Origin of the sequence: Oscillibacter sp. UBA6647 (genome assembly GCA_002455655.1) — a bacterium.
In the GTDB taxonomy this organism is placed as follows: domain Bacteria; phylum Bacillota; class Clostridia; order Oscillospirales; family Oscillospiraceae; genus Oscillibacter.
On record DKLF01000015.1, the window covers coordinates 1 to 21,475 of the forward strand.

General features: G+C 55.2%; 21 protein-coding genes. 16 read left to right on the top strand and 5 right to left on the bottom strand.

Going from position 1 to position 21,475, the window contains the following annotated elements; all coding sequences use genetic code 11:
* Positions 1-129: 129 nt before the first annotated feature.
* Positions 130-471, bottom strand: a complete 342-nt coding sequence (gene rplS, locus B2W96_RS01250; RefSeq protein ID WP_293007748.1) for a 50S ribosomal protein L19 — start codon at positions 469-471, stop codon at positions 130-132.
* Positions 472-851: 380 nt separating this feature from the next.
* Between rplS and B2W96_RS01255 the strand changes: the two genes are divergently transcribed.
* The 9 genes from B2W96_RS01255 to B2W96_RS01295 all read left to right on the top strand — a co-directional run bounded on the left by B2W96_RS01255 (position 852) and on the right by B2W96_RS01295 (position 11,330).
* Positions 852-1,472, top strand: coding sequence for a TetR/AcrR family transcriptional regulator (locus B2W96_RS01255; protein WP_293007750.1), 621 nt, complete (start codon positions 852-854; stop codon positions 1,470-1,472).
* Positions 1,473-1,620: 148 nt separating this feature from the next.
* Positions 1,621-3,369 (top strand): ABC transporter ATP-binding protein, encoded by a 1,749-nt coding sequence (locus B2W96_RS01260; RefSeq protein WP_293007752.1) that lies wholly within the window; start codon positions 1,621-1,623, stop codon positions 3,367-3,369.
* Complete coding sequence (locus tag B2W96_RS01265) at positions 3,366-5,114, top strand: ABC transporter ATP-binding protein (protein WP_293007754.1); 1,749 nt, start codon at positions 3,366-3,368, stop codon at positions 5,112-5,114. The genes B2W96_RS01260 and B2W96_RS01265 overlap by 4 nt, the downstream gene beginning before the upstream one ends.
* A 323-nt stretch (positions 5,115-5,437) precedes the next feature.
* The gene (locus B2W96_RS01270) at positions 5,438-6,877 is read left to right on the top strand and encodes a methyltransferase (RefSeq protein ID WP_293007756.1); all 1,440 of its coding nucleotides are present in this window, start codon (positions 5,438-5,440) and stop codon (positions 6,875-6,877) included.
* A gap of 22 nt (positions 6,878-6,899) precedes the next feature.
* Positions 6,900-7,085, top strand: a complete 186-nt coding sequence (locus B2W96_RS01275; RefSeq protein WP_293007758.1) for a cysteine-rich KTR domain-containing protein — start codon at positions 6,900-6,902, stop codon at positions 7,083-7,085.
* A gap of 115 nt (positions 7,086-7,200) precedes the next feature.
* The gene (locus B2W96_RS01280; protein ID WP_293007760.1) at positions 7,201-8,340 is read left to right on the top strand and encodes an ABC transporter substrate-binding protein; all 1,140 of its coding nucleotides are present in this window, start codon (positions 7,201-7,203) and stop codon (positions 8,338-8,340) included.
* Positions 8,337-9,359 carry a FecCD family ABC transporter permease gene (locus B2W96_RS01285; RefSeq protein WP_293007762.1) on the top strand — a complete coding sequence of 341 codons (1,023 nt, stop codon included), beginning with the start codon at positions 8,337-8,339 and terminating at the stop codon, positions 9,357-9,359. Before B2W96_RS01280 ends, B2W96_RS01285 begins: the two co-directional genes overlap by 4 nt.
* A 4-nt stretch (positions 9,360-9,363) precedes the next feature.
* The gene (locus B2W96_RS01290) at positions 9,364-10,146 is read left to right on the top strand and encodes an ABC transporter ATP-binding protein (protein WP_293007764.1); all 783 of its coding nucleotides are present in this window, start codon (positions 9,364-9,366) and stop codon (positions 10,144-10,146) included.
* 188 nt (positions 10,147-10,334) lie between these two features.
* Positions 10,335-11,330 carry a CAP domain-containing protein gene (locus B2W96_RS01295; RefSeq protein WP_293007766.1) on the top strand — a complete coding sequence of 332 codons (996 nt, stop codon included), beginning with the start codon at positions 10,335-10,337 and terminating at the stop codon, positions 11,328-11,330.
* A 134-nt stretch (positions 11,331-11,464) separates the two neighbouring features.
* Here B2W96_RS01295 and B2W96_RS01300 read toward each other — a convergent pair whose 3' ends face one another.
* The gene (locus B2W96_RS01300; protein WP_293007768.1) at positions 11,465-12,139 is read right to left on the bottom strand and encodes a hypothetical protein; all 675 of its coding nucleotides are present in this window, start codon (positions 12,137-12,139) and stop codon (positions 11,465-11,467) included.
* Positions 12,140-12,166: 27 nt separating this feature from the next.
* The gene (locus B2W96_RS01305) at positions 12,167-12,739 is read right to left on the bottom strand and encodes a GNAT family N-acetyltransferase (protein ID WP_293007770.1); all 573 of its coding nucleotides are present in this window, start codon (positions 12,737-12,739) and stop codon (positions 12,167-12,169) included.
* A 423-nt stretch (positions 12,740-13,162) separates the two neighbouring features.
* Between B2W96_RS01305 and B2W96_RS01310 the strand changes: the two genes are divergently transcribed.
* The 4 genes from B2W96_RS01310 to rsmA all read left to right on the top strand — a co-directional run bounded on the left by B2W96_RS01310 (position 13,163) and on the right by rsmA (position 17,847).
* A complete protein-coding gene (locus B2W96_RS01310; protein WP_293007772.1) occupies positions 13,163-14,191 on the top strand; it encodes a G5 and 3D domain-containing protein in 1,029 nt (342 codons plus the stop codon).
* A gap of 390 nt (positions 14,192-14,581) precedes the next feature.
* Positions 14,582-15,961: a polysaccharide deacetylase family protein gene (locus tag B2W96_RS01315; protein ID WP_293007774.1), complete on the top strand. Its 1,380-nt coding sequence runs from the start codon at positions 14,582-14,584 to the stop codon at positions 15,959-15,961.
* A gap of 99 nt (positions 15,962-16,060) precedes the next feature.
* Positions 16,061-16,768, top strand: coding sequence for a bactofilin family protein (locus tag B2W96_RS01320; RefSeq protein ID WP_293007776.1), 708 nt, complete (start codon positions 16,061-16,063; stop codon positions 16,766-16,768).
* A gap of 230 nt (positions 16,769-16,998) precedes the next feature.
* Positions 16,999-17,847 carry a 16S rRNA (adenine(1518)-N(6)/adenine(1519)-N(6))-dimethyltransferase RsmA gene (gene rsmA / locus B2W96_RS01325; protein ID WP_293007778.1) on the top strand — a complete coding sequence of 283 codons (849 nt, stop codon included), beginning with the start codon at positions 16,999-17,001 and terminating at the stop codon, positions 17,845-17,847.
* Positions 17,848-18,079: 232 nt separating this feature from the next.
* Here rsmA and B2W96_RS01330 read toward each other — a convergent pair whose 3' ends face one another.
* Positions 18,080-18,517, bottom strand: a complete 438-nt coding sequence (locus B2W96_RS01330; protein ID WP_293007780.1) for a WapI family immunity protein — start codon at positions 18,515-18,517, stop codon at positions 18,080-18,082.
* Positions 18,518-18,537: 20 nt separating this feature from the next.
* Positions 18,538-19,572, bottom strand: a complete 1,035-nt coding sequence (locus B2W96_RS01335; RefSeq protein ID WP_397355206.1) for an aldo/keto reductase — start codon at positions 19,570-19,572, stop codon at positions 18,538-18,540.
* A gap of 236 nt (positions 19,573-19,808) precedes the next feature.
* Between B2W96_RS01335 and B2W96_RS01340 the strand changes: the two genes are divergently transcribed.
* From B2W96_RS01340 to B2W96_RS01350, 3 genes are all read left to right on the top strand, one after another.
* Complete coding sequence (locus tag B2W96_RS01340; RefSeq protein WP_293007782.1) at positions 19,809-20,171, top strand: winged helix-turn-helix domain-containing protein; 363 nt, start codon at positions 19,809-19,811, stop codon at positions 20,169-20,171.
* Between the two features lie 125 nt (positions 20,172-20,296).
* Positions 20,297-20,620: a PadR family transcriptional regulator gene (locus tag B2W96_RS01345; protein ID WP_293007784.1), complete on the top strand. Its 324-nt coding sequence runs from the start codon at positions 20,297-20,299 to the stop codon at positions 20,618-20,620.
* Positions 20,617-21,475: DUF2812 domain-containing protein (locus B2W96_RS01350; RefSeq protein ID WP_293007786.1), on the top strand; the 859-nt coding region annotated here is incomplete at its 3' end. The genes B2W96_RS01345 and B2W96_RS01350, both read left to right, overlap by 4 nt.

The window sequence follows — 21,475 nt, forward strand, 5'->3', positions numbered from 1 at the left end:
AGAAATTGCATTGCAATTTCTGCCGGGGATTTGATCTGCCGTTTTGTCGCTCCGCAGGGAGCGTTAAAAGTCACGCCGCTTGTTTGGGAAACAAGGTCCCCTCGGAAAGCCGGGCTTCTTTTTTGCGGCTTAGAGCTTCTCCTTGACCTTGGCCCGCTTGCCCACACGGTCACGCAGGTAGTAAAGCTTCGCACGGCGAACCTTACCGTTGCGCACGACCTCCACGTGGTCGATAGAGGGAGAGTGAACGGGGAACACCTTCTCCGCGCCCACGCCGTAAGAGATACGACGGACGGTGAACGTCTCCTCGATGCCGCCGTGCTTCTTGGCGATGACGGTGCCCTCGAAAACCTGAATGCGCTCGCGGGAGCCTTCTCTGACCTTCACATGAACGCGGACGGTATCGCCCACATTGACCTCGGGCAGCGTTTGCGCCAGCGCTTCTTTGTTCAGTTCCTTAATGAGATCCATGGATTTTCCTCCTAATTTATAGGCGTTCTTACCGCTGATTCATGGCATTCGCCAAAACGACGTGTGCGCGGCAGAGGACCGCCCTTTGTAGCCTGAATAGAATACCACGCCGCTCCCCTAATTGCAAGGGTTTTTTCAAGATTTCCCCCTGAAAGGCGAAAATTAAGAACAAATTGGGCAATTGAGCAGGCTTTTGCTGCGTGCGGCTCATCAGCCGCCGGGTTGCCGCAAGCGCCCATGGGCTGTGAAATGCGGTGTGACCAAAATAAGTGCCGAAGAATATCCAAAACCGCTTGACAAATTGAACTTCGCCTGATAATGTGATAATTACATTATCGATAATATAATTATCAATAAAGCAAGGGAGGTGAACAACACAAATGGCAACGCCGGATCACACCATTGATCCACGTATTCTGGACAGTGCGAAAAAGGAATTTCTGGCTCATGGATTTGAAAGGGCTTCTCTAAAAGCAATCTGCGAGGATGCGGGAGTGACCACCGGGGCGCTGTACAAGCGATATAAAGGAAAAGAGGATTTATTCTGCGCCGTGGTGGGGGATACGGTGAAGGCACTGTATGACTTTGTGGAATTAAGAAGCTCTGTTCCTCCCGAAACGTTATCCGACGATGCGCTGATAAAGGCGTGGGAGATGGGGGAGAGCATGATGGAATGGTTCCGCTTCCTCTACCAGTATCACGACGGATTTACGCTGCTGGTTTCATGTGCGGCGGGAACCCGCTATGCCAATTTTCAGCATGATTTTTCTGAAGAAATGGCTGTTAAGACCTATGAATACTTTATGGAGGCAAAAAACAGGGGCTTGACTGCGGCTGACATCTCCATCGAGGAGATGCATATTTTACTCTCAGCCTTCTGGACTACGGTTTACGAGCCGTTTATTCACAACTATACGCTCAAGCAGATTGAGGCCCACTGTGAGTTGATGTGCCGGCTGTTTAACTGGTATTCCGTGCTGGGCTTCGATACCGCCGAATAAAATTCCCTTCGTGAAAGGGAATTTTATTAAGATGTGTAGTTAGCTATAGATAACTATGGAGAACCGTCTCTTTATGAAAAGAGGCTTTTATTTCTTCAAGAGGTTAGCAATATCTAACCACTATGTGTTTTAAAAGGAGGGGTTTTGTTTGTTCAAAAAGATACTGGGGTATGCGGGCGAGTACCGGAAAACCACCTACAAAGCAATTGCCGCCATGCTGGTGGGGATGGTAATGCAGGTGCTTCCTTTTTGGTTTATTTACCAAATTGTCCGGCCGCTGCTCCTGCGGGAAGCCGTTTCGGCGGAGTATGTGATTTGGAGAGTGGCAGGAATTGGACTCAGCACGGTTTTGTATGCGGTGTTTTATATCTGGGGGCTTTCCCTGTCCCACAATGCGGCCTATAACACGCTGAAAAACCTGCGGCTATCCCTGCAAAACAAGCTGGAAAACCTGCCGCTTGGCGTGATTCAGGAAAAGGGCGTGGGTTCCATTAAGAAACTGTTTATCGACGATATCGAAACCATTGAACTGCCGCTGGCTCACGCCATCCCCGAGGGAGTTGCTAACATTACGATTCCGGTGCTGGTATTTGCGGGCCTGTTTCTGACGGACTGGCGGCTGGCCTTGCTGGCGCTGGCGGCTCTGCCTCTTGGAATGTTTGCCATGGCGGTGATGTACCAAAGCGGCGTGGGCAAAATGAGAGACTATTATGCCGCGTCCCATAAGATGAACCGCACCATCGTAGAGTACATCAACGGAATGGAGGTCGTCAAGGTATTTAACCGGGACGGCGAATCCTACCACCGTTACGAAACTGATATCAAAAGCTACCGTGATTTTACGCTGGCGTGGTATAGGATGTGCTGGCCGTGGATGGCCATTTATGAGTGCCTTGTGCCCTGCGTGGCTCTGTTTGTGTTGCCCGTGGGCGCATACTTCGTTTTGCGGGGATACTCCACCTTGCCGGATCTGGCGCTGGCGCTGTGCATGTCCTTTGGAATCGGCGCGCCGCTGCTGCGCGTGATGAGCTTTTTCCCCAACATGGCCCGGCTCAATTTCGTGGTGTCAAACATGGAGCAGATGATGGAGGAAGCGCCCCTGAAGCAGGCGGAAAAACCCTTTTCCGGCAAGAACTACGGCGTGACGTTTGAAGACGTGCGCTTTGCTTATAAGGAAGCGGAGGTGCTTCACGGCATTACCTTAAACATCCCCGAAGGCAGCCTCACCGCGCTGGTGGGCGAGTCGGGCAGCGGAAAATCGACGATTGCAAAGCTTCTGGTACATTTTTATGACGTGACCGGCGGCTCCGTTAAAATCGGGGGGCAGGATGTGCGGGACATGCGCCTTGAAGCGCTGAACGACCAGATTTCCTATGTGGCGCAGGAGCAGTTTTTATTTAATATGAGTCTTCTGGAAAATATTCGGCTGGGAAGGCCGGGCGCCACCGATGATCAGGTGCTGGCCGCCGCGGAAAAGGCCCAGTGCGGCGAATTTTTGAGCCGGCTGGAGAAGGGAATTTACACGCTGGCGGGAGACGGCGGCAAGCAGCTTTCCGGGGGAGAGCGCCAGCGCATTTCGCTGGCCCGGGCCATTTTGAAGGACGCGCCCATTGTGGTGCTGGACGAAGCCACCGCCTTTATGGACCCGGAGAACGAGGAAAAAATGAATGCTGCGATTGCAGAGGTAATCCGGGGCAAGACCGTGGTAGTCATTGCCCACCGGCTGCATTCCATCATGGACGCCGACCAGATCTGCGTGCTGGATGCGGGCAGGCTTGCCGACGCTGGAACGCATAATGAACTGCTGGAGCGCTGCCCGGCCTATCAAACCCTGTGGCGGGCCGCCGAGGGAAGCGCCAGATGGAAAGTCAGCGCCGCAAAGGAGGAGACACGATGACTGCTTTAATGAGTCGTATTTTTAATGCCTCCGGAAAATACCGGGGCAGAATCGCATGGGCCTTCGTGTTTTCTTTTTTGAAAGGAGTCCTCAAAAACGCACCCATCGCGCTTGGCTTTTTCACCCTTGCCGCGTTTTACCACGGAACGGCCACGCCTAAGTTCTGCCTTGAAATCGGCGTCGCGCTGGTTGGCATGCTTTTGGCCCAGATGCTGTTCCACCACATTGCCGACCGGCTGCAATCGGCGGCGGGCTTTCTGCTGTTTGCCGACAAGCGGATGGAGCTGGGCGCGCACCTGCGGAAAATGCCCATGGGCTATTTCACGGAGGGCAACATCGGAAAAATCAGCTCGGTACTCTCAACGGAAATGGTATTTATTGAGGAAAACTGCATGGCCGTGCTGGCCGATTTGATGAGCTATCTCTTTGCACAAGGCATTTTGGTGGCGTTCCTCTTTTTCTTCAATGTATGGATTGGACTGGCGGGACTGATTGTCGTTGTGCTGATTACGCTTTTGGGCCGGGGCCTTAAAAAGGAAGCGGTGGAGGATTCCCACATCCGGCAGGCGCAGCTTGAAAACCTCACCGAGTCCGTTTTGGACTTCACCGAGGGGATCGGCATCATCAAGACTTACAACCTGCTGGGGGAAAAGTCCAAAACGCTTACCGGCAGCTTTGAGGAGACCTGCCGTGCCAGTCTTGCGTTTGAGGAAAATCATACCCCGTGGCAGAGAGGGCTAAATCTTATTTACGGGCTGGGAACCACCTTTGTTGTCGGTCTTTCCGTGTTCCTGTATTTTAAGGGCATGCTGGGCGTGACCTATCTGGTGGGCACCATGCTCTTTGTGTTCGACCTGTTCGGCCCCCTGAAAGCACTGTACAGCCAGAGTGCGCGGCTCACCGTCATGAATAGCTGTATGGATCGCATTGAGGAAGTGTTCCGGGAGCAGGAACTGCCCGACACGGGCGCAAACCACATTCCCGCACAAAGCGACGCGCCCGAGGTGCAGTTTGAAGACGTCACGTTTGCCTACGGCGAGAAAAACGTCCTGCAAAATGTGTCCTTCGACCTCCCCAAAAACCGGATGCTGGCGCTGGTCGGCCCGTCGGGCGGCGGAAAATCCACCATTGCAAGCCTGCTGGCCCGCTTTTGGGACGTAAAGGCGGGAAAAATTCTGGTGCGAGGTCAGGATATCCGGACGGTTCCCCTCAGCGAGTTGATGGACCAGATTAGTATGGTGTTTCAGCGGGTCTACCTGTTTCAAGATACTATATACAATAATATCAGCATCGGCAGGCAGGAGGCCAGCCGGGAGGAAGTGATGGAAGCGGCAAAAAAAGCCCGCTGCTATGACTTTATTATGGCCCTGCCCGAAGGGTTTGACACCGTGGTGGGTGAGGGCGGCGCCAGTCTTTCCGGCGGTGAGCAGCAGCGGATTTCAATTGCCCGCTGCATTTTAAAGGACGCACCCATTGTCATTTTGGATGAAGCCACCGCCAGCGTGGACGCGGACAATGAGAGCTATATTCAGGAGGCCATCAGCGAGCTGTGCAAAGGGAAAACCCTGCTGGTCATCGCCCACCGCCTGAATACGATCCGCAACGCGGATGAAATTCTGGTGATCGCCGGCGGGAGGATTGCCCAGCAGGGAACCCATAACGAACTGATGGAGCAGGCGGGGATCTACAAACAATTTGTTACGGCGCGGGAAAACAGCCGGGGCTGGAGCCGAAAGGGCGCGTGAGTGCCAAATTGACTGGATGAGTAGATTCCGGCGGAAAACGGCGGCGGAAATGTGTAGAGTCCACAGTCGGTATCAGCACATGGGGTCGCGCAAGACGCTTGCCGGTGCTGGAATCAACAAAACGCCCCGGGAATAAGACGCTGCAACGGGCGGACGGTTTTAAAACCGTCCGCCTTTTCACGGAACAGAGAGCTTATCCCGGCTGAATATTATAAAATTTGCGCAGTTTTTTATTTGTTGTCTTGACATTGATTTTGTATGTATGCTATACTAACAAAGAGCTTAGTTGCAACTAACCAAACGCATATAGGAGGCACGCTGAAATGCCGTATCACACAGAAAACAGCCCGGGCCGATACTATGAAACGATGCGCCGGTATCAGGAGGCGCAGTTGCTGTTCGCGGCCATTCGCCTCAATGTATTTTCCCATCTGGACACGCCGCAGACTGCGCAGGATGTTGCCAAGGCGCTGGACTGCGACCCCTGTCAGGTTCGGCTTCTGCTGCTGACACTGACTTCCTGCGGCTGGCTTGGAAAGCTTGGGGAGTATTACATGAACACACCGGAAACGAAGGACTATTTGTCCAGAAACAGCAATGTGTTTTTGGGGGACGCCCTGCTGTTCCGGGAGAACATGACCTCGCTGGCGCAGCTTGAGGAAAAGGTGAAGTCCCCCGAAGCCCTGCCCAAACCGGCTTACGATTTTTCTGAAATGGCGAGGGTGTCCATTCCCGAGCTGTACACCGGGCGCGTGCAGGCGTTTTTAAAGCAGATGGCCGCACTGTATCCCGACCCGCTTCGCCCGCTCCGCCTGCTGGATCTGGGCGGGGGAACCGGGATTCTGGGAATTGAATTTACGAAGCAGTTTCCAAACAGCCGGGCGGTGATTTTTGAAGCGCCGGATGTGGCGGAGGTTACGAAGGAAGTTATGCGGGAGCATAATAAGGAAGGGCAGGTGGGGGTTATTGCCGGGGATTTTAATACAGATTCCCTCGGCGGCCCATACGATGTAATCGTTGCTTCCGGTATTCTGAACTTTGTGCGCGGCGACCTGTCGGACTTCATCGGCAAGCTGTCGGCAAGCCTTGCGGAGGATGGAAAACTGCTAATTGTGGGGCAGTTTGGGGATGAGGAGGACGGTGTGCCGCCCAATATGGTGGGCTGGCTGTCCGGCTTTTTGGATGGTCTGCCGCTCCCGCCCGACGGGGAGGCGCTTGCGAAGGCGGTGAAAAACGCGGGGCTGACCCCCATGGAAGCCGTGGGGGCCGACCGATACGAAGGGCGGCTTTACCGAAAGGGAGGCGCGGAAGAAACTGTTTCCTCCGAAGACGTTATTCGTTCCTTTATTGAGTTGAATGAGCGCATTGCCAACAGCCGGACCAACGTCCTGAACTTTGGCAGTGAGGAGATGACTTTCTATCGGGGAGAAATCCACATTCTGAAAATGATCGGTGATTTTCCGGGGATTCACAGTGCCGAGCTGGCGCGGAAATTCGGAATCACCCGGCCCGTGGTTCATAAAAGTCTGCAAAAGCTGGCGGATCGGGATTTGATTCGCAGAGAGGATGACGCCGCAGATAAAAAGCGCGCCCTGCTGTACCTGACGGACAAAGGGCAGACGGCCTACCGGGCCCACGAATGCTATCACGACGAAAACGACAGGGCTCTGTTTGCATTCCTTGCGGATATGCCCGGCGATAAGCTGGCCGCCATCAACGGATTTTTAAACCATGCCATCGGCCTGATTAAAAACCATGCGTAGGCGGCGTAGATGAGGTTTCCGAATGGAACAGAACGAATGGGTATGCTGTCCCCTGTGCGGACAGAAAACGCGTGTCAGGATTCGGGGGGATACGGTGCTGATCCGTTTGCCTCTCTTCTGCCCCAAATGTAAACGGGAAAGCTTGATCAATCTACGCGACCGGAAGGTTTCCGTTGTCCCACAGCCAGACGCTAAGACGCAGTGCTGATAAAACAAACGTGTTTGTTTTATTATGCCTGCGTCTTTTTTTCTTGCAAAGCATCTGCTAAGGCTTCTGAAAAATCATTCAGAACATCTTAATTATTATTAAGGAGAAATTGTACATGAACAGCAAATTGATTGCCGCCGTTTTGACGGCCACCCTCTGCCTGTCGCTGGCAGCCTGCGGGCAGATGCCCGCCTCGTCAGGCGCGTCCGGAGTCGCAGCTTCGTCCCAAGCGGCGGAAAGCGCCGCGCCCGGGGAGCCGAGAACCATCACGGACCTTGGCGGGCATCAGGTCACCGTTCCCGCTGCTGCTGATATCCGGAAGATTGTCATTTTAAGCCCGCCCCTCATGTCCTTTGTCATTGGGGCCGTGCCCGATACCGAAATGATTGTGGGCATCAACGCCCGGTCCTTCCTGACCTCCAATCCGCAAATTGTGGAAAAGGCGTTTCCAAATTGGCAGTCGGTGGAATCCTCCTTTGTGGATGTGAATTTCGCCGTGAATACCGAGTCCTTGCTGGCGCTTGAGCCGGATATTATTTTCTATTACGGGGATTTCCAGAAAAAGGGCATTGAGGGTCTTGCGATTCCGGCGGTGGACTTTCTGATGAAGGGCGTGAACAGCCCGGAGACAATGTCGGTTGCGTGGGACGGGCAGATTCGAGAGCTGTTGGGCACGGACACCTCCGTGGGTATCCAGCAGGAATGGGACGCCACCAACGCAAAGCTTGCAAAGCTTCTTGCGCAGGTGGGAGACGAGAAGAAAACGGGGCTTTGCATCAAGCTGAATCAGGCCGGAAGCCTGATGGTCATGGGATCGGACTCCTTTGACGGCTGGGCCCAGAGCTTCTTTGCCCTGAGCGGAATTGAGAACGCTGCCGCGTCCATTGAGGGCACCGGCGAGGTCAGCATGGAGCAGATTTACCAGTGGGACCCGGATTTTATCATGTGCTTTCAGGATGCCCCGGCAAGCTATATCCTAGATAATTCCATTGAGGGGCAGGATTGGTCGCTGCTGAGCGCCTGGAAAAACAAGCAGATTTTTGACGTGCCCAGAACCACCTATGCATGGGTCACGCCCTGCGCGGATTCGCCGCTCTTTCCCCTGTGGCTGGTTTCCAAGGCATACCCGGAGCTTGTGAGCGACGATGAGGTGCGCACGGAAATCAGGGAGTATTATCAGCGGAATTACAGTCTTGAATTGACCGAGGGGGAGCTTGACTCCATTCTGGACTATCGGGAAGCCACCGGAATATGAGAACCGCCCATCACGCAGGCTATCGCAAAACGATGCTGCTTGGCGCCTTGTTGCTTGCGGGGGCGGTGGTTGCCGGAATATCGCTGGGGAAATACGGCATCCGCCTGTCGGAGCTTGCGGCCATTTTCTCCGCAAAGCTGCACGGCAGCGTGGACAGCACCATGGAAACCGCCGCCTTTGTCATTTTCAACGTGCGCATTCCGAGAATTATGTTAGCCGCAATGGTCGGAGCCGGATTATCCATATCCGGCTCCGCCTTGCAGGGCACCTTTCAAAATCCGCTGGTCAGCCCGGATTTGCTGGGCGTCAGTTCCGGCGCGGGCTTTGGCGCGGCGCTGGGCATCCTGCTTACCGGGGGGCTGGGCATGTTTACGCCGGTGCTTTCCCTGCTGGCGGGGCTGTTGAGCGTGCTGCTGGTATTTTTGCTGGCGGGGACAAAAAAGGGCGGGGGAACGCTGTCGGTGGTGCTGGGCGGGATTATTGTGTCATCCATTTTTTCGGCACTCATCTCGCTGATTAAGTATGTGGCCGACTCCTCTGAAACGCTTCCTGCCATCACCTTCTGGCAGATGGGCAGCTTTGCAAATGTCACCTATCGGGACATCGGGATTGCCTTTGTGCCCATTGCGGGAGGCATTTTTGGATTGCTGATGCTTCGCTGGAAAATCAACCTTCTCTCTCTTGGCGACGAGGACTGCTTTACCCTTGGAATCAATCCCCACACCACCCGTTGGCTGGTGATTTTATTTGCCACGCTGACCACGGCAGGCAGCGTCACCGTTGCCGGGGTCATCGGGTGGGTGGGGCTTGTAATCCCCCATATTTGCCGCAGGCTGGTGGGGGTGAATCACGGGCATCTCCTGCCCGCCTCCGCCCTGATCGGGGCGGCCTTTATGATTCTGGTGGATACCGCCGCAAGAAACCTGACCTCTGCCGAGATTCCCGTGGGAATCCTCACCGCCCTGATCGGCGCGCCGTTTTTCGCGGTGATTTATCGCCGCGGAAGAAAGGAAGGGTGAGCGAATGGAAAAAATTCTGGAGGTGCGGGACGGCTGCTTTTCCTATGCGAAGGGGAGGCCGCTCCTGCAAAATATCAACGTTTCCTTAGACGGCGGGCAGGTGATGGCGGTGATGGGGAGAAACGGTATCGGAAAAACCACGCTGATCAAATGCATTGTCGGCATTCTGAACTGGGATAGCGGCTATTCCACGGTGGTCGGCAGGCTAAGCAAAAAAAACAGGCCCGTAAAGGAAATCGGCTATGTGCCACAGGCCCACCGGGTTTCCTTTGACTACTCCGTGCGGGACATGGTCGTATTCGGCAAGGCGGGGCACAGCTCCTTTTTTGCATCGCCAAGCAGGGGAGACTATGAACTGGCGGACCAGATGCTTCACAAAACAGGGATTTATGAACTGCGGGACTCCCCCTGCAACGAGCTGAGCGGCGGTCAGCTTCAACTGGTGTACATCGCCCGTGCGCTCATCAATGAACCAAAGCTTCTGGTGCTGGACGAGCCGGAATCGCATTTGGATTTTCGCAATCAAATCCGGCTGCTAAAGCTGATTCAAGCCGTTACAGCCGAGGAAAACATTGCCTGTATTCTCAATACCCATTATCCGAACCACGCCCTGCGCATTGCGCAGCGGTGCTTTTTGCTGGGCGAGGGAGACTATATTACCGGCAACACAAACCGGGTGATGACGGATGCCAACATTCAGAAATTTTTCGGCGTGTATGCGCATTCCGCTGAGTTTGAATATAAGGGCGAAAAAGTGACTTCATTCTCGTTTTTAGACGAGGTATAAGCGCGTGCAAAAGGCCCTATTTTCCCAATTTTCAAAAAAATATGCCGGAGCGGGCTGTTTCCCAGCCTGCAAACCTCCTCGTATGAGGCGGATACAAGGCCCGCTTCCATACCTTGGGAGAAGTGGAAACATTTATAGATTGTAAATGGTAACAAAGCGGTTACAATAGGATGCAAGGAGGTAACAAAATGAAAAATTTGAAAAAAACACTCAGCGTTGCCCTTACATCCGCGATCCTTGCAGTGGGCCTGGCGGTCAGCGCTTCTGCGCGGACCCTGCCGGGTGCGTCCTGCCCAAGCGGCTCCGGCCGGTCCGCCGCTTTCCAGAACGTAAACAATGTTCTTAGTACCTATGTCAACAATTCTTCTAACTCGAATTGCAGTTCCAACCTGAAGTCACTATTGGGGAATCTGACCTCCAATGGCTCCGGGCAGACGCTTCCTTCCAGCGTCAGCGATCTTTTGAAGCAGTGCGGGATTGACTCCAACGTGCTGAACTCCGGTTCCAATTGCAATCAGTCCAAAAACAGCAATTCCAACACCAACTGCAATTCTAACTCCAACTGCAACTCCAACACCAACTGCAACTCCAACACTAACTGCAACTCCAACACTAACTGCACGCAGGCAGGCAACTGCATCACCGACTGCGACACAACCGGCAATTGCACCACCACCTGCGATAAGTCCGGCAATTGCACCCAGCCCACCGGAAATAATCAGACTCCCTCCACCGGCAACGGACAGTCCGGTCAGAACGGCTCTTCCAATCAGGGTGGTTCCGGCTCTACCGACAACTCCACGGCCGACAATCAGACCTTTGAGCAGCAGGTGGCCGATCTGGTCAACCAGCAGCGCGCGGCCAACGGCCTGAATCCCCTGACACTGAGCACCGAGCTGTCTGCAGCAGCCCGCGCCAAGTCTCAGGACATGCACGACAAAAATTACTTTGCCCACGAAAGCCCCACCTACGGCTCTCCCTTTGATATGCTGAAGACCTTTGGGATCAGCTACCGCACCGCCGGTGAAAACATTGCCATGGGCTATTCCACGCCCGAAGCGGTGATGAACGCCTGGATGAACTCCTCCGGGCACAGAGCCAACATTTTGAACGCCTCCTACACCCAGATCGGCGTGGGCTATGTGGCGGACGGCAACTACTGGACGCAGGAATTTATCGGGTAATGTTGCCCATACCTGCATAAAGAAATAGAAAAAGCGCAAAAACGCGCCGTGGTAGGCCTGCCACGGCGCGTTTTTGCACAAAAAGACCCCGGCGCGTACCAGAATCGGTACGCGCCGGGGTTTAAGAAAGTAACTCAGCTCCGCGGATGACTGGAAAAGCCCTGATCGCCGCCTACGTTATAAAGTCCGTAGAAGGGAAGCGTTTCCTCGATGGCGTCGCCATAGCCGCGGGCCCAGCTAAGGTAGCCCTCCGGCAGGTCCTTTACCGGAGCGCCCGGCAGGTAGAACAGCAACTCCTTGGCGTCATCCAGTCCGTAGGGCTCGCTGTAAAGATACTTGATTCCGTCCCGGACTTCCTCCGTTCCGGGGTCCTTGGACAGGGTGAGGTCCTGAATCTCAACGGAATAGGTGTACTCGTCCACTTTTTTTGGCGCTGTAAAGGTTCCCGTAAACTCAGAGCTGTAGCAGATACCGTTGGGATAATTGTCTCCCGTACTGCCCATGTCGGAGTCGGTGTAAAGCCCCTCAAAGGAGCCGTCGTCCGCGACATACAGCACCGTGCGCCATGCGCCTGCACCGCTTCCGAACCAAAATTCCAGCTCTGAAATATCAGAGAAGGAAAATTCCGCTGTCTGTGCGCCCGGCTTCGTTTCCGAAGAGGAGGAAGCGGCTGCCTCCGCTCCCGATGAAGCGGAGCCGACGCTGCTGCCGCCCGGCGAAGATGGTTTGCCCGAGCCGCCGCAGCCCGTCAAAAGGCTGAGGGTCAGCAGCGCCGTTGTGAAAAGCAATGGGGTTTTTCCGTGTCTCATAGTAGTTTCCGCCTTTACTGAATTGTTTTATAAGCTGCTCGTTTCTTTTGCGTCCGTCTCACAAGCCATGAAATAATAATTGTTTTGATTAAACTCAAAGGTTCCAAGCTGGGTCAGAGAAACCTTTTTGGTGTGGGCGGCATAGGAACGGTGGTTGATCTGATTGATAAAGGTCACCATCACAGGGTATCGGTCCTTCATACCGGCCAGCGACGCATGGAAAAGCTGTGCGAACAGCCCCGTGCCGCGCACGGCTTTGTCAAGACACGCCGGGCCGTACTGATAGGAGTTTTCCACCGACAATGTACGCCCATTCAACGAATACAGGGGAAGCTGTCCGATCATGTGGGTGAACAGGGGCCACTGGGCCCAAAAGTCCCAGGAGGCGGCGGTGGCGTATGCCATCACCTTTCCTGCATCATCCTTCGCCACGGTCACGCCCCGCTGCTCCGTGATCAATGCCTTAAGCTGCTCCGGTGTAAAATTTGTGGTGACAAAGCCGTCCGGCCGGTCCTCTGGACGGATAAAGTCCGTATGATACGCACGGTGCAGGGCTACGATTCCGTCATAGTCCTCCATGGTTGCCTGTGAAATGTGCATAAAGCCCCCCTCCAAACCTTTTTAACAATTGGGATACCGAGGATAGTATAGCACACATTGTCCTTTGATGAAACATAATTATTGCCTGCCGCCGGTGGCTTTTTTCGCTGCGGCGGAGTGGTTTTCCCGCAGGATTTCAACTCTGTTTCTTTTATTTATTTTTGTAGATATTTTGTTACTGTTGCATCTCAATGCATCCAAAATTATCCAGTCATTTTAGGGAGTTTTTGGGCGAAAGTGGGGACACTACTTGCCTTAACACCGCATAAACTTGACAAGGGTGGGAAAGTGGAGTATACTAAGCCCAGTTTTTCATTTGGTAACAAAAAGTTACAAAGTGTTTTCCGCGAAGTAGGAAGACGTATAAACGTTTTCCAAATCGGGGAAAATTCGGAATGGAAACGATTCTCAGGAGGTATTGTTTTGGATTTGCAACTGCTTTCCCGCGCGAAAAGCGCGGCTGGACGGCTGATCTCGCTTGTCACTGTGACGGCGGTGGTTCTGACCGTCTGTTGGTTCACCGCGGAACGGGCTTCTGCGCTGTATATCCTCACCGACGGGGAGGACGCCACCATTGTTTTGGAGGCGGGCGCCGACGTGGCGGATTTTTCCTCTCAGATGGTGTATATCGGCACAAACGCCGCCGGCTTTGAGCTGACGCTGGCCGTCGGCTGGCCCGTAACGGTGCTTTACGACGGCGCGTCCGTCTCCACCACCTCCCGGCAGGAAACCGTTTCGCAGCTTCTTGACCGGGTTCACACCGTTCCGGGGCCGCTGGAGATGGTGGCCGTGGATTTGAAGGACGCGGGACTGACGCTGACGGTGTCCTCTGAACTGACTCACTACGAGCGGGTGGCGGAGGACGTCTCGTACCAGACGGTGGAGGTGGAGGATTCCACTCTGGCGGCCGGGACCCGGAAGGTGGTCCAGTCCGGCGCGGATGGCATCCGCACCGCAGTGTACGAGGTGACGTATTCCGGCGGCGAGCGGGTTTCCCGCCAGTTGGTGTCGGAGGAATCCACCGCCGTGGACGAGGTGGTTCATGTGGGCGTTGCCCCCGCCGCAGGGGGACCCGGCAATGCCGACCCTGTGGTGAATATTGAGAAAAACGCAGACGGAAGCGGCACACTGACCTTTGCCTCTGGCGCCGTCTCTAGCTTTTCTGCGGTCAAGTCCATGACCGCAACGGCTTATACCAGCGGCTACGGCGGGGCCGACACCTGCACCGCCACCGGCACCTTTGTGCGGGTGGGCGTGGTGGCCGTTGACCGGAAGGTGATCCCCCTGGGAACTCGTCTGTATATTGTCACCGCCGACGGCAAGGTGAACTACGGCATGGCCGTGGCTGAGGATACGGGTGTCCGTGGAAACACCGTGGACCTGTATTTCGACACCTATCGGCAGTGTATTGAGTTTGGTCGCCGCGCCGCAACGGTGTACGTGCTGGACTAACAGCTCTTCAGAGAATAAAAGCGCCCGCCTTGCCGGATTTTCGGTGAGGCGGGTGCTTTGCGTCCGGGAACGGGCGTTTTTATCGACCAAAAGCGACAGAAGTTACCATTTTTTTTGGACAAAGACTTTTAAAAAACAAAAAGGCATGTTATAATGGCTCAGAAACAGACGCGAAATAGAGATTTATCTGCTTTTTTATCCCTTTCCCGGGCAGTTGGGAACAGGCTGCGCCGCATCGGTGCACTGTCCGGTCAGGTGAAAAAACGCCGCTGTTGAGAGCCTTTGGTGCTTGTAAGCGCGGTGATCTTTAGGCGGATTTATGAAAATGTGTGTAAATTCCCAGAGCGGCGGGCCTTTTATCGGGGCGTGCGGCGCGGGAAGGAGGGCCGGATGAAGCAATTGGCACAGGGAGCCTTTGCCGACAGCGATTTGGAGGAGGAGCAGTCCCACGGCAAAACGTTGAAATTTCCCGGGGAAATGAGAGTAACGAAGCGGGTGGACAGCGGCGCCGATTTGGAGACGGAGGAGGAACCTTTTCCGGCAGAGGATGCGGAAAACGAATGGGCGGAGGAGATCGCACCGCAGGATCAGGCGCATGGCTTGACTGAAGAGGGCGTTTCCGAAACGGAGGAGTTATCCGAAGCGGAAAGCGCTCCCGTAACGGAAGAGCCTGTCAGCGATCTGCCCGAAGAAGGCGAAATGACTTACGGAGCGCCGGAGACGGAACCCGTCGAAGAGCGCAAAGAAGAAGAGTTGCTTCTCCCGGCGGAGCAATTGGACACGGAAAGCGCGTTGGCGGAGAGAGCGCCATATTTCGGCAGCGTCAAGTTTTTTAAAAATATGATTCTCGCGGTAGTGATCGTTGCCATAGTGATTCCTTCCGTGCTGGCTGTTTTCTTCTGGAGGAATGGACAGACGGCTCTGGCAGAGGAGGAAGGACGACGGGCGGCCCTCAGTGCGTCTTTGTCGGAGCTTCAGACCCAATACGATCAGATGGCGGAGGAGAAGCTTGCGCAGGAGCGTATCTGGGCCGGTTCGGTGGCGGACCGGGTGGTAAAGTCGGACCCGCTGTATTATCAGGAGCTGTATCCCGATTTTTACGTGACCGATCCCCTCGGCCCGGCGGTACAGGACGACGGGACCATGTACCTCACTTTCGACGACGGCCCCTCCTCCAATACGCCGCTGCTGCTGACGGTTTTGCGGAACAAGGATGTCAAAGCCACTTTTTTTGTGGTGGGCGGCAGCTCGGAGAAACAGCGCCAGTGGATGCGAGACATTGTAAGCGAGGGCCACACGCTGGGGATGCACAGCTATACCCACCAGTATCATGAGATTTACGCGTCGGTAGAGGCGTTTCTCGATGACTTTTATAAACAGTTTACCGCGATTAAGGAGGCCACCGGTCAGGCACCTACTATTTTCCGGTTTCCCGGCGGCAGTGTGAACGCCTATAATTACCCGGTGTATCGGGAAATCGTGGCGGAAATGCTGCGCAGAGGCTTTGTATTCTACGACTGGAATTTGTCCAGCGGAGACGCGTCCTCCAATTACATATCTCCCAAGAAAATTACCTCCAATATTCTGGACAATGCTCCGGCGTTTTCCCGGGGAATCGTGCTGATGCACGACGCACCCAGCAAGGACAGTACAGTGGAATCCCTTGCCGGAGTAATTGACGGTTTGCGGGATCAGGGCTTTACCCTTGCCCCTCTCACGCGGGAGGTGCGCCCAATGCTGTTCAATTACACCGACTATCAGCCCGACTGACAAACGTGCGCGCAGGAAAGGTGACAAACGCTGAATGGTACAGCGAAAAAAGCCTTTGGCCGGGACAGCGCCAGAGTAGAGAAAGGAATTTGAGTGCAGATGAAAAAGGATAATTTCAGCAAGGCCATGAACGAGATGTTTGGAGTTGGCGGAGACGGCAGAGCCGAGGCTCCCGCTGCGGAGCCGGTGATGGCGGCCCCGTCGGAGCCCTATATGTCCGACGAGATGTTTGCCCCTGCGGAGTCGGCTGCGCCCGAAAGCGGCTTTGCCGCTCCTCCCGCGCCGGAGCCGATTGTGCCCGAGATCTCCGCACCGGACCCCTTTGCCGCCGCCGTGCCCTATACCACGGAGCCGTCCTACAACAGGGCAATGCCCTCCGCGCCCGTGCAGAAGACCATTCTGGCGGCAGGCACCACCTTTGTGGGCAACATGACCGCGCAGGGCGATGTGGATATGGACTGCGAATTTCAGGGCGACATCCGTGCCAATGGAACCGTGACCATCCGCACCAAGCTGGCCGGAGATTTGAGTGCACGGGTGGCGGAGCTGGTTTCCTGCGAGGTGCAGGGCGACGTGCACGCCGACGAAAGCGTTCGGATTGACAGCAATTCCAAGGTCATCGGCAACATTACCGGCAAGGATTTGAACTGCTCCGGAAGCATTCAGGGCAACGTGCAGGTCAGCGGCCATGTGCAGGTCAGCGGCAGCGCCTATATCGAGGGCGATTTGGAGGCGGCCAGCATTTCCATTGAAAACGGCGCGGGCATCAGCGGACAGATGCAGGTTTTGCCCCGCAGGGTCCAGTAACGGTGCTTTTAAAATATCCGAGGCTGAATAATTATAAGGCCGCGGTGTAACGGCATGGGCAAGGGGACCGCCTTTGGCGGTTCCCTTGCGCTCTTGCGGTATGTGAGAATGTTTTGGGTACACGTCGCGCCGAAAGTCATTTACGTATAGTTTACCGCTCTGGCGGCAAACTTTTGCAAGGCTTTTTATGCGTGGCTGCGGGCTGTGTCCCGCGGAAAGGCGGAATATTTTTGAATCTTTGTAATCTGAACGATTTGCGGGATCTGCTGGGGCGGCACGGCTTCCGTTTTTCAAAGTCAATGGGCCAGAATTTCCTGATTGACCCCACTGTTCCACGGGATATCGCGGATTCCTCCGGTGCGTCGCCGGAGTGGGGTGTTTTGGAGATTGGCCCCGGTGTGGGGCCGCTGACGGTGGAGCTGGCCCAAAGAGCGGGAAAAGTGGTGACCGTAGAGCTGGACCGGTCTCTCTTTCCGGTGCTGGAGGAGACGCTGGCGCCTTACCCCAATGTGGAGGTCGTCTCCGGCGACGTGATGAAGCTGGAACTGGACGCTTTGCTTCGGGAGAAGTTCAGCGGACTGCCGGTGATGGCCTGCGCCAACCTGCCCTATAACATCACCACGCGGGTTCTGACAAAATTCGTGGAGACAAAGGAAATCCGACAGTTCACCGTGATGATTCAGCGGGAGGTAGCCAAAAGAATCTGCGCGCCTCCGGGGAACAGGGAGGGAAGCGCTTTCTCCCTGTTTTTGCAGTATTATATGGAACCGGAATATCTCTTTTCCGTGGAGCCGGAGAAATTCTATCCCGCGCCCAAGGTAACGTCCGCCGTGGTGCGCTGCGTCCGAAGGGAAAAGCCCCCGGTGGAGACGGAAGACGAGGCGCTGCTGCTGCGCCTGATGCGGGGAGCATTCGCCCTGCGGCGAAAAACGCTGGCAAACAGTCTGGCCTCCGCGCTGGGGCGGCCCAAGGAGGAGCTGTTGGAGGCCATCCGTGGGGCTGGGCTTTCCGAAACCGTGCGGGGAGAGCAACTTACGTTTCAAGATTTTGCCGCGCTGTGCGCACGGCTGACGGGTTGACGGGCGAACACCGCAAGTGGTATTCGGGCAATCCGGGAGTCCGCGTATCGATCCTACGCCTTGCCGGAGACCTACGCGGCCTGCGCCGATGAGCACCCCGCAGATTGCCGCTTGGGACCTGGCCTTCATACCATAAAAACAACGTCCCCGGCGGAAGACAAACTCTTCCGCCGGGGACGTTTTCTTAAGAATTTCGGTAGGGGGGAGCGGGACGGGGCAAGCAAAGCCGTTGTCAGTCCCGCTGGGGGAATTTTTTGCACAAAGCGTCCAACTCTTCGATCAGGGCGCTCAGCTCCGCTTCGGTCATCACGCAGTCCACGTCGGCGCAGTCAATATCTTCCATCGTGTTTTGCAGGAGAAAGGAGACATTTATAATATAGCGCTCCTCCTCGTCCCTGTACGCGGAAAAAAGGAAGACCGGCTCGATAAATTCGCTGTCCCAGCGGTCACGGATGCCGGAACGCAGAACCTTCAGTCCGGCGGTCAGTTCTTGAAGTTCGCCGGTGGATAAACAACTGATGGATTCCCGGATGACACGGCCGTCGTCATGGGTATAGGTCGCCCGCAGGACCAGCCAGTTGCGGTCCTCCGAAGACGCGCCTGCGGAAGAGGAAAATTCGTAGCTGACAATTTCCAGCTTCAGGTTGACAGCTTCGTTTCGAAAAAGCATGATTCTCTCCGTTCTGTTCTTTATACGGCGCTGTGGTGCAGGGCATAAAACTCGTCGTAATCCTTCAGCATGGACTGAAGCAGCGCCGGTGTGTCCAGTTCATAGGGGCAGCGGCTCTTGCACGCGTTGCAGTGGATGCAGTCTTCAATTTTGTGCATTTTATCGTGCCACTCGTCGCTCATGTAGGGCTGATAGGGCGCGCGGCGCAGCAGCATGGCCATCCGGGCGGCCTGAGGAATGTCGATTCCGGCGGCGCAGGGGAGGCAATAGCCGCAGCTCCGGCAAAAGTTGTGGGCAAGCTCCTCGCGGTCTTTGTCAATGACCGCCTGAAGCTCCGGGGTCATTTTCTGGCGCTTTTGGGTCAGCTCCAGCCACTGGTCCAGCTCCCACTCATGCTGAATGCCCCAGATGGGAACCACGTTGTCATAGCCCTGCATAAACGCAAAGCAGGCGGCGGCGTTGTTCAGCATCCCGCCAGAGAGGCCCTTCATGGCGATAAATCCCATATCCGCAGCTTTGCAGCGGGCTGTAAGGTCAATATCCTTGTCGGAAGACAAATAACAGAAAGGAAACTGCATCGTCTCAAAATTCCCGGAATCCACGGCGGCGAGGGCCACATTCAGACGGTGGTTCGTAATACCGATGTGGCGGACATAGCCTTTTTGCTTCGCTTCCAACGCGGCGGCAAAGGGGCCGTCGGGATCGTTGATGTCCGGAAGCTGGGGCGGGTTGTGGAACTGAAACAGGTCGATATAATCGGTTTTCAGACGGCGGAGGCTCTCCTCAATGTGGGCCTGCACAGTTTTTTTGTCCTTGCCGCCGCTTTTGGTGGAGATAACAATTTCGTGCCGCACGTCGCCCAGTGCCTCGCCCAGCTTTTCCTCACTGTCGGTATAGGCGTTGGCGGTATCAAAATAGTTGATTCCCGCGTCAAAGGCGCGGCGCAGCAGCGCCGCTGCGTCGCTGTGGCTGATACGCTGAACGGGCAGCGCGCCGAAGGCTGTTTTTGTGACCAGCAGCTCCGTCCTGCCCAAGCGGACCTTTTCGATTTCCATGGATATTTCCTCCCCGTTTGTGCGATTTAAGAAAGTTCACCGATGTTAAATTTATTGTAAACCATTGAAAGACAGTTTGCAATAGGCCGAAAAATTTCGGTCCGATTTCTGCCGCTGAGAAACCGTTTTGAACGGGGTATGTCTTATTTTGTCGCATTTTTTACAAAGCAGTGCGTCGGGCCAAATTGTCAAAATCCTCGTTTGACGAAGCGAGCAGGTTGTGCTATGATGCAGGCATGAACGAATATTTGAAATTAAAACTGACGGTCAGATTATATTCCGACGACGACGAACGGGGCTTCGGGCCGGGAATTGCCACGCTGCTCCACCGGGTGGAGGAGTACCGGTCTCTGCGAGCCGCCGCCGCGTCCATGGCCATGGCATATTCCAAGGCATGGCGCATCGTGCGCACGGCGGAGTCTGTTTTCGGCTGCAAAATGCTCAGCAGCGTCACCGGCGGAAAAAACGGCGGCGGCGCGGTCCTGACCGAGGAAGCCACGGCGCTGCTGGCGGCCTATGATCAGTATTGCGCCGAGGTACAGGGCTTTGCGGCAGAGCGGTTTAAGCGCTATTTTGCGGTTGGACCGGAGGAAACGTGACCCTTTTTGAAGAACTTTGGGGCGGGAGCTTTATGCTCCCGCTTTTTTATTGCCCGTTGACAATAGCGATATTCGATGTTATTATTTTAAATAACGATATTCGATTTTGAAAGGGAGGCAGGCAAATGGCCCGGGAAAAGTTTCAAACCCTGACGGAGCAGATGTTTTACATTCTTCTTTCCCTGCGGGAGGAACTGTGCGGCGCGGACGTGATGGCCCGGGTGGCGGAGTTGACAGGCGATCGGGTGATGATCGGGCCGGGAACGCTGTATAACCTGCTGGAAAGCTTTCTAAATGCGGAGATGATTGAGGAGACGGCCGTAGAGGGCCGCCGGAGAAGCTACCGTCTTACGGCGGTGGGGGAGCGGGCGCTGTTGGCAGAGGCCAATCGGATGGAAACGCTGCTGGCGGATTACCGGCAGCATGGCACAGGAGGGGGAAGAGCATGAGAGAGACAAAGCGGACGCTGATGTGGTATGAGTTCTATCAGGATGCAAATATCGAGGAGCATCTGGAAAATATGGCGGCAAAAGGTTGGCGGCTGGAGAAAATCGGGTATCTCTTGCGGTACCGTCGGGCGGAGCCGGCGCGGGTGCGCTATGCCGTGACCTATTTTTCCGAGTCCTCGGAGTTCAATCCCTCACCCACGGAAAACGAGGAAACCCTGCGGGAATACTGCGCGGCGGCGGGATGGGATTTTGTGGCGGCGTGGCATCAGATGCTGATTTTTTCAACCTTGCGGGAGGATGCGCCCCCCATTGAGACGGAGGGGGCCGTGAAGCTGGAGGCCATCCACCGGGCCATGAAAAAGAATTTTCTGCCCTCTGGCTTTTTGATTTTAGCTCTGTTTGGGTTTAACCTTGCCATGCAGCTTCAGCTGGCGGAAAGAAACCTTCCGTCCTTTTTGGCAGATGGCGTTCAGTTGGGCGCGGCGTTGCTAATACTGCTGCTGGTGTGCCATTTAGTGTCGATTTTATGTTCCTATTTCCTGTGGTATCGGGATGCCAAACGGTCTGTGGAGCAGGGCGGTCCCTGTCCCAAGCGGCGCAGCCGCTTTGCCCGGGCGCGCCAGACAGTCTTTCTGGCAGCGGCGGTGTCCGTAGTGCTCTTTATGTATATTCCGGCGGCTGTATCGGTGGGACGGGGCACGGTGAAGGGCCTGCTGTTTCTCATGTGTGGATATGGATTTATGGGTGTGGTCATTCAGCTTGTGCGCGGATGGTTGAGGCGCAGAGGCGTCAGCGCGTGGACCAATCGGATTGTGACAATTGTTTTGGCGTTTGTGCTGGGAGCCGGAATCATAG